Consider the following 14,844-nt stretch of genomic DNA (forward strand, 5'->3'; position numbering starts at 1 on the left):
CTGCGGTGCAGCACACGGACCCAGGCAGGAGTACCGAGTTTGAACAATGCCTCCGCGCATCCGTCGTCGCACGCGGCGCCGACCGGCGACACCCGCGGCATCGTCGACGCCTTCCTCGCCGCCCGTCGCGCCGGGCGCTCGCTTCCGGAGTTTCCCGGTGAGATCCCGGTCGACCTCGAAGCCGCCTACGCGGTGCAGGACCAGGCCATCGCGCACTGGCCCGACGCCCTGGTCGGCTGGAAGGTCGGCTACATCGCGCCGGAGAAACGCGACGCATCGGGCGACGACCGCCTGCTGGGACCGGTGTTCCGCTCGCGTCTGCAACAGGCAGGCGAGGCCAGCGGCTTCGAGGTCTTTTCAGGTGGCTTCGGTGCCATCGAGGCCGAGTACGTGCTCCGACTCGACGCGGACGCGCCGGGCGACAAGACCGAGTGGACGCCGGACGAAGCCGCGGCGCTCGCATCCACGCTGTTCATCGGCCTGGAGGTGGCCAGCAGCCCGCTGGCGACGATCAACCAGCTCGGCCCCCGCGTGGTGGTGTCGGATTTCGGCAACAACAACGGCCTCGTGGTCGGCGCCGAGATTGCGGACTGGACCGCACGCGACGAGGCGTCGCTGACCGCGGCGAGCTGGATCGACGATGTCTGCGTGGGCACCGGTGGCGCGACCACTCTGCCCGGAGGCCTGCGCGCTGCATTCGCGTTCGCGCTCGCACGCTCGGCGCGACGTGGGCGTCCGCTCAAGGCGGGCGACCTGGTAGCGACCGGGAATGCCACCGGTATCCACGACATTCTGCCCGGCCAGCGCGCCCGCGTGGTGTTCGACGGCCATGGCGAGATCGTGCTCACCGCCCGCGCCGCCACGCCGGTCGCGGAGGAGCGTGTGGCATGAGCACGCGGCGGGCCTTCCTCGCCGGGCTCGGCGCGGCCTGCGCGGCGCCGCTGGTCCCCGGACTCCTGCGCGCGGACGATGCCGGCACGCTGCTGACCGCGACCGACGTCCACGTCGCCAACTACCCCACCGTCGAGGCGGTCAGGTGGATCGGCGAGACGCTGGCGCGCGAAACCGGTGGACGCGTGCGTCTGCGCCAGTATCACTCCGGCCAGCTCGGCCGCGAGTCCGAGGCCATCGACATGGCGCGTTTCGGCGCGATCGACATGACCCGGGTCTATGCCGGCGCGCTCAACAATGCGTTTCCGTTGACGACCGCGCTGTGCCTGCCTTATGCGTTCGACTCCGTGGCGCATATGCGCCATGCGCTGGATGCGGGCGTGGCCCGGTCGGTACTGGACGGCTTCGCCACACGTGATCTGGTGGGGCTCGCGGTCTACGACAGCGGCGCCCGCTGTTTCTACAACACGCGGCATCCGATCGTCTCGCCGAAGGACCTTCACGGTCTGAAGTTGCGGGTGGCCTCCTCCGACATGTTCATCGATCTGGTGCGATTGCTCGGTGCGAATCCCACGCCGATGTCGCTCGGCGACACGTTCTCGGGCATGGAGACCCGGATGATCGACGGCGCCGAGAACAACATGCGCAGCTTCCACTCCAGCCGGCACTTCGAGGCCGCGCGCTTCTGGTCGCAGAGCGAGCATTCGTACGCGCCGGACATCCTGCTGATCTCGCGGCGCTCCCTCGACGCGCTGCGTCCGGGCGACCGCGACCTGCTGATCGACACCGCGCGTGCATCGGTTGCGGTGATGCGCCGGGCCTGGGACGCATCCGAAGGCGCGGCCCGCCAAGCGGTGGCCGAACACGGCATCGCATTCAACGACGTCGACATGGACGCCTTCCGCGACGCCGCCCGCCCGCTGCGCGAGCGCTACCTGCGCCAGCCGGAGCTGCAGACCCTCTACCGTCGCATCCGCGACCTCGCCTGATCCGACAGGATCCGACCCGGGAATCCACGATGTCCGAAGACACGACGCCCGCGCCCGACAGCGCATCCAGGAGCGCCCTCGACCGGCTCGCCGACGGCGTCATCGCCATTGCCGCCACCGCGCTGGCCGGTCTGGTGATCGTCCAGGGCTGGCAGGTATTCGCCCGCTACGTGATCAACGATTCGCCCAGCTGGACCGAGCCGGTGACGCTGCTGCTGTTGAGCATCGCGATGAGTCTCGGTGCGGCCGCCGGCGTGCACACCAACCGCCATTTCGGCTTCTTCCTGCTGCAGGAGCACATGCGGCCGGCGCTCCGCCGTCTGGTCGAGCTGCTCGTGCCGCTGGTGATCATCGCGATCGGCGCGGTCATCGCCTGGTGGGGTGCCGTGCTGCTGCTGGACGGCCTGCACATCAAGGCCGCCGGCGCGCGGCTGCCGCAGAGCATCAATTACCTGCCCCTGTCGCTGGGCGGCGCGCTGATGGTCCTGTTCGCACTCAACCGTTTCGTGCGCGTGTTGCGCGCCGCGCCGGCCGGGGAGGGCCTCTGACATGGCGATCGCGATTCTCTTCATGGTGTTCGCCGGGTTGCTGCTGGTCGGCGTGCCGGTGGCCTTCGCGCTGGCCGCGGCGGCGCTGGCGACACTGCTCTATCTCGATCTGCCGACGGTGGTGCTCGTGCAGCAGATCTCGGCCGGCACCGGCTCGGCCTCGCTGATCGCGATTCCGCTCTTCATCTTCGCCGGCGAGATCATGATGCGCGGGGGCATCTCCGAACGCCTGATCGCGCTGGCCTCGTCATTGGTGGGGCGCATGCGCGGCGGCCTGGGGCAGGTGTCGATCCTGTCGTCGCTGTTCTTCGGCGGCGTCTCGGGCTCGGCGATCGCCGATGTCTCGGCGGTCGGCGGCACGATGATTCCGCAGATGGTCAAGCGCGGCTACGACCGTGATTTCGCCGTCAACGTCAGCATCACCGCGGCCCTGGTCGCGCTGCTGGTGCCGCCCTCGCACAACCTGATCCTGTTCACCGCGGCGGCAGGCGGTGGCCTGTCGATCGCCGACCTGTTCGCGGCCGGCATCATGCCCGCGCTGCTGATGACCGCGGCGCTGATGCTCACCGGCTACCTGGTCGCGCGCCAGCGCGGCTACGGCGTGGAAATCTTCCCGGGCTGGCGTGCAGTGCTGCTGCGTCTGGTGTCGGCATTGCCGGGCCTGGGCCTGGTCGCGCTGATCTTCGTCGGCATCCGCATGGGCATCTTCACCGCGGTCGAGAGCGCCGCCATCGCGGTGGTCTACGCGCTGCTGGTGACGATCGTGCTGTATCGCCAGCTGCGCGTGCGCGAGTTCATGGAGACGATCGTGCATGCCGCGCGCAGCACCGGCGTGATCCTGTTCGTGATCGCCACCGCATCGGTGTTCGGCTGGCTGCTGGCCTATCTGCAGGTGCCGTCGGCTGCGGTCGAGTTCCTGCAGTCGTTCGCGCACAGCAAGCTCGCCGTGCTGCTGATGATCATCCTGGTGCTGTTGCTGCTCGGCACCTTCATGGATCTGGCACCGCTGATCCTGATCTGCACGCCGATCTTCCTGCCCGTCGCGCGGGCCTATGGGATCGATCCAATCCACTTCGGCCTGGTGTTGGTGCTCGCGGGCGGTCTAGGTCTGGTGACCCCGCCGGTGGGCTCGGTGCTGTTCATCGGTACGGCAATCGGCAAGATCACTGTTGTCGAGAGCATGCGTACGATCTGGCCGTTCTGGATCGCGGGCTTCATCGTGCTGTTGATCGTGGCGTTGTTCCCGGGGCTGTCGCTGTGGTTGCCGGGGGTGTTGCGCGCCTGATCGGCGATGGGTGATCGAGCACGAGACGGCCCCGTTTGCGGGGCCGTTTCTTTTCCAGCGGTTGCTCGCTTCTGGTCCACTGGCGCTATTTCCGTGCAGGCGGTGATTCCATCTGGTGCAGCGTTGCGCCTGCGCCTGCGCCTGCGCCTGCGCCTGCTTGGGCTTGGTTTGGCTTTTGCGTTGGCTTTGGCTTTGGCTCGGCTTCGGCCTTTGATTTTTCGAGCCGTAAAGCGAGCCGAGCATCGCAGGGCGGCGGGGCCGAAGAGCAACCCATGTCTGAGCGCAGCGAGTTTGGGCCGCGTCACCGTGAAGGTGACAATGTGCCCCGCCGCCCGAGAAGCGCAGGGGCCCGCCGCGGCTTCATGCGGCGGATCGCGTCCGGCGAAGGGACTTTTTGGTTCCTTTTTGGTCCTTCAAAAAGGAACCCGCACGCGCAGCGCGCGAAAGCCGTGCACTTGCCCTGTTTGTTTTTCCTTAGGGAGCACGCTGGGCGCGAAGAACAGAGCTTCCGCGCTGTTCGCGCGGCTTACTTTTGTCTTGTCAAAAGTAAGCACGACAGCGCGAAGGCGCTGGCGAACGGCGAAGCCGGCCCGAAGGGCGAGTGCCGAAGGCGCGAGTCAAACCGCCATCGCCGGGCGCGAGCCGACGCGGCTGCGCCGCGCCGGTCCCCTCCGCTCCTCGCCTGACGCGGCACGCAGCCCAAACTCGCTTCGCTCAGACATGGGCTGCTCTTCGGCCGCGTCAGACTCCGGTGCTCGGCTCGCTAAACGGCTCGACACATCAAACGCTGAAAGCCAAAGCCAAAGCCAAAGCCAAAGCCAAAGCCAAGGCCAAGGCCAAGGCCAAGGCCAAGGCCAAGGCCGAAGCCACAGCCACAGCCGAAGCAGACGCAAAAGCCCACGCCCACGCCCACGCCCAAGCGAAAGCGCAGTAGAAGCGGTGCCAAGGAGGAAGTGACAGCCGCCAGTAGAGCCGGAGCCGGGGCGGATACAGTAGACGCTGCTGAAACGAACAGGGCAGCGGGTTCGCGTCCGGCCGCGTGCGGTCAGCTTACGCTGCGACGCCGGCGACCTGCGTATACGCGCGAAGCGTCATCCTGGCCAACGCTATTCGCGCGCGAGCGGGCTGCTGGAACGGTTCTAGGGCGAGTGGATGTGCAGCAGCGCGCTTGCGCGTGGGGGCCTTCCAGCCTGCGCCCACACGCGCGGAACGATCTCGGCAGAGGCTCTTCGCACGCGAGCGGGCGCCTGCAAGATGCATCGGGATGATCGGATGCGAAAGCGGCCTGTGAGCAAAAACCGGCCGAACGCGGCACCAGTGAAACGAGGTCTCAGCGCACGCGCCGGTTCACACCATCGCCGCGCGGCGCGCGGCCGCCTGCGCCCATCGATCCGCGACTGCAGGTGAGGTCAGACAGGCCACCGTGTCGGTCACCGTGGTGACCGCGCGCTCGAGCAGCTGGATGTCGGCCTCGTGCTGCCGCGCGACGTGCGGATCTTCGAAGAACACCGCGCGCTGGCAGCGGCCGTCGAGCACCCGGTCGGCGATCTGGGCGTCGCCGCCGAGCGGGCCACTCTGGAAGCGTTGCGCCCAGTCCTGGCCCTGCGGCCAGCCGCGGCGCCAGGCGAGTTCGTTGAGGCGCTGGCCGGTGGTGCCGGTGGCGATGCGCGTCTGGAAACGTGACAGCAGCTCGAAGTGCCGGTCGGCGAATTCGAGCATCTGCGGCTTCATCGCGTCGTGCGCGATCAACGCGAGGGTCTGGCCGTCGAACGCGTGCAGCGCGTCGGCGCCGGCGTCCGGGGCGCGTCCGGCGTGCAGGCGCTCGCTTTCCACCCAGTCGCGCGCCGAGGCCACGGTCGACAGGAACGGCTTGCCCTGGATCACGCACTGGCGCTTCAGCGCCACCGCCTCGGGGAAAATCGACGACGGATCGACCGGATCGATCAGATAGACCGCGCCGTCGAGCGTGCGGCCCTCGCCGAGACCGACGACCTCGGCGACGAGCTTCATCAGGCCGCCCTCGCGGCCGTAGGGATACCGGACCAGGCCGGCATACCCGTCGAGCGCGCGATGGCGGATCACGGCGTCGTACGTGCGCCCCACCGCATGCAGGCCGACGCCGAGCTCGCGCAGCCCCGCGCCGCTGGCGCGCAGCCAGCGGAACAGGGCGGCGTCGGCGCTCGCATGATGGCGCCGATTGGCGGCCAGCCCGAGCCGCATCAGCCTTCCATCTGCTCGAGTTCGCGCCCGCGGGTCTCGTTGACGTAGCGCAGCACGAACACCACCGACAGCGCCGCGGCGATCGCGTACAGGCCGTAGGCGCCGGCGAGGCCGATACCGGCCAGCAGCATCGGGAAGGTCCAGGTGATCAGGAAGTTCGCGCCCCACTGGAACAGGCCGGCGACCGCCAGGCCCGAACCGCGGATCTGGTTGGGGAACATCTCGCCGAGCATCACCCACATCACCGGGCCCCAGGAGGCGTTGAAGAAGATCACGTAGAGGTTCGCCGCGACCAGTGCGAGCACGCCCATCGAATCCGACAGCAGCAGACGGCCGTCGTCGCCCAGGGTGCCGGTCCAGAACGCGGCGGTGACGGCCGCCAGCGTCACCGCCATGCCGGCCGAGCCGATCCACAGCAGCGGCTTGCGGCCGATGCGGTCGACCAGCAGCAGCGAGACGATGCAGGCGCCGATGCTCAGCGCACCCGACAGCACGTTGATCAGCAGCGCGTCGTTCTCTGAAAAGCCGACCGCCTGCCACAGCACCGCGCCGTAATAGAACACCACGTTGATGCCGACCAGCTGCTGGAACACCGCCAGGCCGATGCCGACCCAGACGATCGGGCGCACGCGCCCCGTCACCTTGGACACGAGATCCGAGAACTTCGGACGATGCAGGTCGGACGCCAGCGAATCGCGGATCTCGCCGAGCTTGCGACGGCCGTCGACATCGCCGTACAGGCGCACCAGCACGCGCTCGGCCTGGGCCAGCCGGCCCCGCGCGACCAGGAAACGCGGGCTCTCCGGAATCGCGAACAGCGCGACGAGGAACAGCGCCGCCGGCGCCATCTCGATCCAGAACATCCAGCGCCAGGCCTGGTAGCCGCCCCAGAATTCCGCGGTCGAGCCGCCGGCCACGCGAGCGAGCAGGTAATTGCTGAGGAACGCGGCGAACAGCCCGCCGATGATCGCGATCTGCTGCACCGTCGCCAGCCGGCCGCGGTAGCGCGCCGAGGAGACCTCGCTGATGTAGGCCGGCGACATCACGCTGGCCGCGCCGACGGCGAGACCGCCGATCACGCGATAGAGGACGAACTCCAGCGAGCCGGTCGCGATGCCCGAGCCCCAGGCCGAGACCAGGAACAGCACCGCCGCGACGATCAACAGCGAACGCCGGCCGAACACGTCGGCCAGCCGGCCGGCGAAGAACGCGCCGACCGCGCAGCCCAGCAGCATCGAGGCGACGTTGAAGCCGGTGCCCACGGAGTCGGAATTGAACGCCCGTTGCAGGCCGTCGACGGTGCCGTTGATGACGCCGCTGTCGAAGCCGAACAGGAAGCCGCCGATCGTCGCGACGCAACTGATGAGGATGATCAAGCGGGTGTTTTCGCCGCGCGGCGTGCCCGACACGCCTTCGCTGGTGCTGATGCCCATGTGCAGTGGTTTCCGATGCATTCGCGGCGGCAGGCCGCCTTCCCATGCCGGCCCGCGGCTGCGGAACGGCCCCATCCCCGGGCGCTGTACACCGGTGGACGAACGCTGGTGCGTCGCGTCGCCGGTGCTGCGTGCGGGAGTCCGGAGCGTAGCGCAGCGTCGCGCCGCGTGCTTGCTGCACCTGCGACGCGGGGACGCATTCCGACGGCATGACTGCAGTCGCGATTCCTGCAGCGCCGTGGTTCCGGACCGAAGCCTGCTGCAATGCAGAATGCCCGCACAGCTTCACTTTGCTACGGTCGTTGACCAGCGGTGTCATCGGCGTTCGGCCGGGCATCCGCGGCCCCGTTCCGAATTTTCTGGAGATCTGCATGTCGTTTGCCCGCCCGCTGCTCGCGGCCACCCTCTGCACGGCCGTCCTGGCGGCGACCGCGTTCGGCGCGGCGGCGCAGACACCGAGCGCGGCCGCCGACGTCTGGGCCCGTGGCATCGAGCATCAACGCAAGGCCGATCTCGGCGACGGCACGTTCCTCAATCCGGTGTTCGCCGGCGACCGTCCCGATCCGTCGGTCCTCAAGGACGGCGAGGACTACTACCTCACGCAGTCCTCGTTCGATGCCTATCCCGGCCTGCCGGTCTGGCACTCGCGCGATCTGGTGAACTGGCGGCCCCTGGGCCATGCGATCACGAAGAACGTGGGGTCGATCTGGGCGCCGGACATCGTCAGGCACGAAGGACGCTATTTCATCTATTTTCCTGCACGGACCGGCGGCACCGAGGGCAACGAGCGCAGCAACTACGTGGTGTGGGCGGACGACATCCGTGGCCCGTGGAGCGAACCCGTCAACATCGGGCTCGGCCGTTACATCGACCCCGGGCATGCAGTCGGCGAGGACGGCAAGCGGTATCTGTTCCTGTCCGGCGGCGCCTACGTGCAGCTGTCGGACGATGGACTCTCGGTAGTGGGCGAGCCCAAGCACGTGTACGACGGCTGGCAATACCCGGAAGACTGGGACGTCGAGGCCTATGCGCAGGAGGGCCCGAAGATCAACTTCCGCGACGGCTGGTATTACATGACCACCGCCGTCGGTGGCACCGCCGGTCCACCGACCGGGCACATGGTGATCACCGCGCGCTCGCGCTCGATCCACGGACCATGGGAGAACGCGCCGCACAACCCCATCGTCCGCACCGTGGACCGCAGCGAGCCGTGGTGGTCACGCGGTCACGCGACGATCGTCGAAGGCACCGACGACCGCTGGTGGATGATCTATCACGGCTACGAGAACGGTTACTGGACGCTGGGCCGGCAGGCGCTGCTCGAGCCGATCGAGTGGACCGACGACGGCTGGTACATCGCCAAGGGCGGCGATCTCGGCCAGCCGCTGGCGATGCCGGCGGGCGAATCGGTGGGCGAACACGGCATGGCACTGTCGGACGCGTTCGACGGCGAGACGCTCGGTCACCAGTGGTCGTTCTTCAATCCTGCGCAGGACGAGTACGCCCGGCTCGCGTTCGGTGATGGCGCGATGACCGTGCGCGGCAAGGGCACTTCGCCGCGTGACAGTTCGCCGTTGACCGTGATCGCCGGCGACAAGGCCTACCAGTTCGAGGTGGAGATGGAGATCGCGCCGGGCGCGCAGGGCGGGGCACTGCTGTTCTACAGCGACCGCCTGTATGCCGGCGTCGGCAGCAACGGCGACCGCTTCGTCATGCACCGCTACGGCCTGGAGCGCCCGACCACGCTGCCGCCGGGGCCGGGCGGTCGCCTGTGGCTGCGGGTCACCAACAATCGGCACATCGTCACCATCCACACGAGCCGCGATGGTCGCACCTGGGAAAAATACCCGGTGCAGATGGAGGTCTCGGGTTACCACCACAATGTGGCCGGCGGCTTCCTGGCGCTGAAGCCCGCGATCTACGCCGCGGGCGAGGGCGACGTGCGCTTCCACAATTTCCGCTATCGCGCCCTGGATTGAGCTTCTGCGAGGCGGAACCGGCAGCCTGTCGGTTCTCGCCTAGAATGGACACCGCACGACAACCGGTCCGGGGACCACGGATGCCCGCAAAGAGCAAGATTCCCAAGGCGGGCGAACCCGCACGCGCGGCGACGATCAACGACATCGCGCGGCTCGCGGGCGTGTCGAAGAAGACCGTCTCCCGGATCATCAACAATTCGCCTCTCGTGCGGCAGGACACGCGCGAGAAGGTGGAAACCCTGATGCGCGAGGTCGGCTACGTGCCCGACCCGCTGGCCCGTGGCCTCGCGTTCCGGCGCTCGTTCCTCATCGGCATGGTCTACGACAACCCGACCGCGCAGTTCATCGTCAACATGCAGTACGGCGCGCTGGACACGCTGCGCGGCTCGGGCTTCGAGCTGGTGGTGCATCCCTGCGACAGCCGCAGCCCGAACTACATCGACAGCGTGCGGCGCTTCGTGCAGCAGCAGAAGCTGCATGGCGTGATGCTGGTGCCGCGCGTGTCCGAGGACCAGGCGCTCGCCGACATGCTGGCCGAGATCGGCGTGCGCTACGTGCGCATCGCCGCGGTCTCGCTGGATGCGCCCGAGCGCATGGTGGTCACCCACGACCGCGACGGCGCCGCCGAAGTGGCCGACTATCTGCAGTCGCTCGGCCACACCGACATCGCGATGATCACCGGTCCGCGGGACTACCGCTCCTCGATCGAGCGCTCGGAAGGCTTCGTCGCCGCGCTCGAGGCGCGTGGCATCACGCTGCCGCCGGGGCGCGTGGTCGAGGCGGGCTATACCTTCGAATCGGGGGTCGCGGCCGCGGAAACGCTGCTCGGCGGCAAGAAGCGGCCGACCGCCATCTTCTGCGGCAACGACGAGATGGCGGCCGGCGTGTATCGCGTCGCGATGCGCGCGGGGATCAGTATCCCGCGTCAGCTCTCCGTCGTGGGCTACGACGACAGCCCGCTGGCCTCACGGCTGTGGCCGCCATTGACCTCGGTGCGCCGGGATACACGTGACACCGGACGCATCTCGGCGGCCATGCTGCTGCTGGCCGAGGGCGCACCGCGCCAGATGGCGAGCGTGCGGCCGCACCTGATCGTGCGCGATTCCTGCCAGCCGCCGGGGTAGGGCATCTCGGCGCGACGAGCGGTGCGGCACGCCGTTCCCGGCTCGACCCGTATCGCCTGGACGAGCCGGATCTGCATGACGGGCGCCGCGTGGACCAGGGGCGCGTCGGGGTGCCATGCCCCGCCTGTGCCGGTACGCCGCGGTGTCCAGGGGCACGCTGCCCATGGGCGCGCCCAGGACGGGGGGCGCGTCGGGACCGGCTGGAGAGCGCTCGCCCCTGACGGTCGCCGCAGATTGCGGTCGATGCGTCCGGAGGTTCTGCGGCTGCTCCACTCTGGTCCCGACGCGCGACATCCCGGTGTTCCGGACCCCCGGCCCGCCGGTCGGCCTGTGGCTCCCGGCGATTGCCGCGGCGCGGTATGACACCGGTTACCGGAGCGCCTACAATCGTCGCACTGCAGCTTCAGTCCATCCGGAGTCCGCCATGTACGAGAAGACCTACTACGCGACCCATCCCGGGGTCATGCAGGGCGTCGACACCGACACGTTGCGCGACCTGTTCCTGCTCGATGGCCTGTTTGCCGACGATGCGATCCGCTTGCATTACACGCATTACGAGCGCTTCGTGATCGGCGGAGCGGCGCCGGTCTCCGCGGCGGTCGCATTGCCGGTCCAGACCGAACCGGCGTCGGCGGCCGGGCATCCGTTCCTCGAACGGCGCGAGCTCGGCGTGGTCAATGTCGGCGGTGGCCCGGGCACCGTCACGGTCGACGGGGTCGTCCATGCACTCGCGCCCCGGGACGGTCTCTACGTCCCCATGGGCAGCGCCGAGGTCGCCTTCGCGTCCGACGATGCCGGGGCGCCGGCCAGGTTCTACCTCGCCTCGACGCCGGCACACGCGCGCTTCGAGACGAAGAAGATTTCCGCCGCCGATGCCGTGCCGCTGGAGCGCGGGTCGCTCGAGACCAGTAACGAACGCACGATCTACCAGTACATCGTGCCGGCCACGTGCCCGTCCTCGCAGCTGCTGCTGGGCCTGACGATCCTCAAGCCGGGCAGCGTGTGGAACACGATGCCGCCGCATCTGCACGACCGCCGCAGCGAGGTCTACTTCTACTTCGATCTCGCCGAGAACGATCGTGTCTACCACTTCATGGGCGAGCCCGACGCGCAGCGCCACATCGTGGTCCGGAACGAAGAGGCCGTCGTCTCGCCGCCGTGGTCGATCCACATGGGCGCCGGCACGTCGAACTACTGCTTCATCTGGGCGATGGGCGGCGAGAACCTCGATTACACCGACATGCACGTGCTGGACATCTGCCAGCTCAAGTGACGCGACGCCGCAGACGCGGCACCCACGCAATCGCAACAGGAGAATGCAATGACGAATCCGTTCAGCCTCGAAGGCAAGGTCGCGCTGGTCACCGGCGCCAATACCGGCCTGGGGCAGGGCATCGCCGTGGCGCTGGCCGAGGCCGGCGCCGACATCGCTGCCGCCGGCATCCAGGCGCCGACCGAGACCGAGGCCAAGGTCAAGGCGCTGGGCCGCCGCTTCGTCGCGATCGAGGCGAACCTGATCAGCGTCGAGCCGATCGACCGTGTGGTGAAGGAAACGCTCGACGGGCTCGGTGGATTCGACATCCTGGTCAACAACGCCGGCCTGATCCGCCGCGCGGACGCCGTGGATTTCAGCGAGAAGGACTGGGACGACGTGATGAACGTCAACATCAAGTCCGCGTTCTTCATGTCGCAGGCGGCCGGTCGGCACTTCATCGCCCAGGGCAGCGGCAAGATCATCAACATCGCCTCGATGCTGTCGTTCCAGGGCGGCATCCGCGTGCCCTCGTACACCGCCAGCAAGTCGGGCATCGCCGGCATCACCCGCCTGCTCGCCAACGAATGGGCCGGCAAGGGCGTCAACATCAACGCCATCGCGCCGGGCTACATGGCCACCGACAACACCGCGCAGCTGCGCGCCGACGAGGCCCGCAACAAATCGATCCTCGACCGCATCCCGGCCGCGCGCTGGGGCGAGCCGTCGGATCTCGGCGGCACGGCGGTGTTCCTCGCCAGCCGCGCGTCGGATTACGTCAACGGCGCGGTGATCCCGGTCGACGGCGGCTGGCTCGCGCGCTGATCCCGTCCGGTAACCACGGGAACCGCCGGGCCGGCGGACTCCGCAGTTCCACCTCCCCTCGAAACCCGCAAAGAGAGTGTTCATGAAAATCGCACTGATGCAGGAATTCAGCCAGGCCGCCAAGAACCCGGTCGTGCTGGAACAGCTCAATACCGTGGCCACCGAGCGCGGCCACACGGTCTTCAACGTCGGCATGGACGGCGACAACGACCACCGCCTGACCTACATCCACCTCGGCATCATCGGCAGCCTGCTGCTGAACTCGAAGGCGGTCGATTTCGTCGTCGCCGGTTGCGGCACGGGGCAGGGCGCGCTGATGTCGCTCAATGCATGGCCGGGCGTGTACTGCGGCTACTGCATCGAGCCGACCGACGCCTTCCTGTTCGCCCAGGTCAACAACGGCAACGCGCTGGCCATTCCGTTCGCCAAGGGCTACGGCTGGGGCGCGGAAATCAACATCCGCTACATCTTCGAAAAGGCGTTCGACGGCGAGCGCGGCCAGGGCTACCCGGCCGAGCGCAAGGAATCGCAGATGACCAACGCCGGCATCCTGGCCGACGTCAAGAAGGGCGCGTCGAAGGACTTCGTCGAAGGCCTGAAGGCGATCGACCAGGAGCTGGTGAAGCAGGCCGTCGGCGGCGAGCGCTTCCAGAAGGCGTTCTTCGACAACGCACAGGACGAGGCCATCGTCGCCTACGTCAAGGGCGTGCTGGGCAAGTAAGCCCCGCCATGCCGGGTCGTCGTCGCGCGACGGCCCGGTGCTTCACCGCGATACCGGCACATCGCGCACGCCGCCATCGATCGTGCCACCCCGTGTCGTCATCCGAGCTTGCGGAGCGCCATCACGATGCAACGTCCGTTGTCGCTGTTCCTGGTGCTGTCGGGTGTCCTGGGCACGGCGTCCGCCGCACCGCCCGCACCGCATCGCGTCTTCATCGCCGGTGATTCCACCGCGGCGACCTACGGCGCCGAGCGCGCACCACAGGCGGGCTGGGGCCAGAAGCTGACGCACTGGATCGCAGAGGGCTGGGACGTCCACAACCACGCGGTCGGCGGGCGCAGCACGCGGAGCTTCATCGACGAAGGCCGGCTGGACGCCATCGCCGCCGAGCTTCGCGCTGGCGATGTCCTGTTGATCCAGTTCGGCCACAACGACGCCAAGCGCGAGGACGCCACGCGCTACACCGATCCGGCAACCGAGTACCCGCAGCGGCTGCAGCGCTTCGTGGAGGTCGCTCGCGCGAACGGCGCGACGCCGATCCTGATCACTCCGGTTGCGCGGCTGCTCTACGACTTCCGCTCGCTGGTCGATACACATGGCCGCTACACGCTGTCGATGCAGGATCTCGCGAAGCGCGAGAACGTCGCGTTGATCGACCTCAACGCCGCGTCCAGCGACTGGATCCGCGCGCATGGCGAGGAAGGCGCCAAGCCCTACTTCATGCACGTGCCGGCGCAGGGCAAGACCGACGGGACCCATTTCAGCGAGGCCGGCGCCGATGCCGTGGCCTGCCTCGTGGCCGCCGGCTGGCGCGGCATCGATGCCGATGCGCCCGTCAAGGCCGTGACCGCCAACGAGTGCAATGCCCTGCCGGCACCGCCTGCAGCACCGGTATCGCCATCGGTCGTCGTCAACGAGCGCGATATCGCGATCGAGCAACCCGGCCCGCACGAAGGCCTGGGTACGACGACCGCATATCCGTTCTTCTCGGACGCCACCGGCTTCGACCTGGTCTTCCGCAAGCGCGCCTTCCACCGGGGCGCGACCATCGGCGACCACGTCAACGACAAGGACGAGATCTATTACGTGCTGTCGGGCCGTGGCCGTCTGACCTTGAACGACACCGTGCGCGAGGTGGGGCCCGGCGACGCGATCCTGACCCGCAACGGCGACCGGCATGCCCTGGAACAGTTCGGCGACGAGGAGCTGGTGATCTTCATCGTGTATCGGCCGGTCGCCCGCTAGGCGGTGCTCCGGCGCTTCTTCCGCGTGACTCCGCGATCGCAGATGCAGCATCCGGGAGCCGGACGGCGCGACCCACGCGCTGCGCCTTCGGCGTGAGGGAACGGCGTTCGTGGTCGCCACGACGTCGCCGCCGGGCCCGCGCGGCCATTACCGCGTCGTTCCGCGCTCGTGCAAGCACGCCCGCACGTCGGGGACGGAGGACGGGGAGGGCCAGCCCGGCGTGCGCCGGGATGACGGTGCGTGCGGAGGCGAGCCCTGCGGCTCTTCGATGGCCCTTGCGCATCGCGCTTCCGCGGTGGGGCATGGCCCCTGCGTTTTCGCGCGGGTGATCA

13 protein-coding genes are annotated in these 14,844 nt (G+C 68.4%); 11 read left to right on the forward strand and 2 right to left on the reverse strand.

Going from position 1 to position 14,844, the window contains the following annotated elements; genetic code table 11:
• Positions 1-39 precede the first annotated feature (39 nt).
• From H0E82_RS05965 to H0E82_RS05985, 5 genes are all read left to right on the forward strand, one after another.
• Positions 40-891 carry a 2-keto-4-pentenoate hydratase gene (locus H0E82_RS05965; protein ID WP_235974196.1) on the forward strand — a complete coding sequence of 284 codons (852 nt, stop codon included), beginning with the start codon at positions 40-42 and terminating at the stop codon, positions 889-891.
• On the forward strand, positions 888-1,880 hold the full coding sequence (locus H0E82_RS05970; RefSeq protein WP_180544532.1) for a TRAP transporter substrate-binding protein: 993 nt from the start codon (positions 888-890) through the stop codon (positions 1,878-1,880). The genes H0E82_RS05965 and H0E82_RS05970 overlap by 4 nt, the downstream gene beginning before the upstream one ends.
• A 29-nt stretch (positions 1,881-1,909) precedes the next feature.
• Complete coding sequence (locus tag H0E82_RS05975; protein WP_180544533.1) at positions 1,910-2,428, forward strand: TRAP transporter small permease; 519 nt, start codon at positions 1,910-1,912, stop codon at positions 2,426-2,428.
• A gap of 1 nt (position 2,429) precedes the next feature.
• Positions 2,430-3,713, forward strand: coding sequence for a TRAP transporter large permease (locus tag H0E82_RS05980; protein WP_180544534.1), 1,284 nt, complete (start codon positions 2,430-2,432; stop codon positions 3,711-3,713).
• A gap of 751 nt (positions 3,714-4,464) precedes the next feature.
• Positions 4,465-4,647 carry a hypothetical protein gene (locus tag H0E82_RS05985; protein WP_180544535.1) on the forward strand — a complete coding sequence of 61 codons (183 nt, stop codon included), beginning with the start codon at positions 4,465-4,467 and terminating at the stop codon, positions 4,645-4,647.
• A gap of 413 nt (positions 4,648-5,060) precedes the next feature.
• On the opposite strand, the gene H0E82_RS05990 is transcribed toward H0E82_RS05985, so the two are convergent.
• Both H0E82_RS05990 and H0E82_RS05995 read right to left on the reverse strand, forming a co-directional pair.
• Positions 5,061-5,933, reverse strand: a complete 873-nt coding sequence (locus H0E82_RS05990) for a methylglyoxal synthase (RefSeq protein ID WP_180544536.1) — start codon at positions 5,931-5,933, stop codon at positions 5,061-5,063.
• A complete protein-coding gene (locus H0E82_RS05995) occupies positions 5,933-7,366 on the reverse strand; it encodes a sugar porter family MFS transporter (RefSeq protein WP_180544537.1) in 1,434 nt (477 codons plus the stop codon). Before H0E82_RS05995 ends, H0E82_RS05990 begins: the two co-directional genes overlap by 1 nt.
• A gap of 371 nt (positions 7,367-7,737) precedes the next feature.
• Here H0E82_RS05995 and H0E82_RS06000 point away from each other — a divergent pair, with 371 nt between their 5' ends.
• From H0E82_RS06000 to H0E82_RS06025, 6 genes are all read left to right on the forward strand, one after another.
• Complete coding sequence (locus tag H0E82_RS06000) at positions 7,738-9,345, forward strand: family 43 glycosylhydrolase (RefSeq protein WP_180544538.1); 1,608 nt, start codon at positions 7,738-7,740, stop codon at positions 9,343-9,345.
• A gap of 80 nt (positions 9,346-9,425) precedes the next feature.
• On the forward strand, positions 9,426-10,469 hold the full coding sequence (locus H0E82_RS06005; RefSeq protein WP_180544539.1) for a LacI family DNA-binding transcriptional regulator: 1,044 nt from the start codon (positions 9,426-9,428) through the stop codon (positions 10,467-10,469).
• A 424-nt stretch (positions 10,470-10,893) separates the two neighbouring features.
• On the forward strand, positions 10,894-11,742 hold the full coding sequence (gene kduI, locus H0E82_RS06010; RefSeq protein WP_180544540.1) for a 5-dehydro-4-deoxy-D-glucuronate isomerase: 849 nt from the start codon (positions 10,894-10,896) through the stop codon (positions 11,740-11,742).
• A gap of 48 nt (positions 11,743-11,790) precedes the next feature.
• On the forward strand, positions 11,791-12,546 hold the full coding sequence (gene kduD / locus H0E82_RS06015) for a 2-dehydro-3-deoxy-D-gluconate 5-dehydrogenase KduD (RefSeq protein ID WP_180544541.1): 756 nt from the start codon (positions 11,791-11,793) through the stop codon (positions 12,544-12,546).
• A gap of 82 nt (positions 12,547-12,628) precedes the next feature.
• Positions 12,629-13,267, forward strand: coding sequence for an RpiB/LacA/LacB family sugar-phosphate isomerase (locus H0E82_RS06020; protein WP_180544542.1), 639 nt, complete (start codon positions 12,629-12,631; stop codon positions 13,265-13,267).
• Positions 13,268-13,387: 120 nt separating this feature from the next.
• On the forward strand, positions 13,388-14,512 hold the full coding sequence (locus H0E82_RS06025) for a GDSL-type esterase/lipase family protein (protein WP_425600325.1): 1,125 nt from the start codon (positions 13,388-13,390) through the stop codon (positions 14,510-14,512).
• Positions 14,513-14,844 lie beyond the last annotated feature (332 nt).

The organism is Luteimonas deserti (assembly GCF_013425765.1).
GTDB classification, from domain to species: domain Bacteria; phylum Pseudomonadota; class Gammaproteobacteria; order Xanthomonadales; family Xanthomonadaceae; genus Luteimonas; species Luteimonas deserti.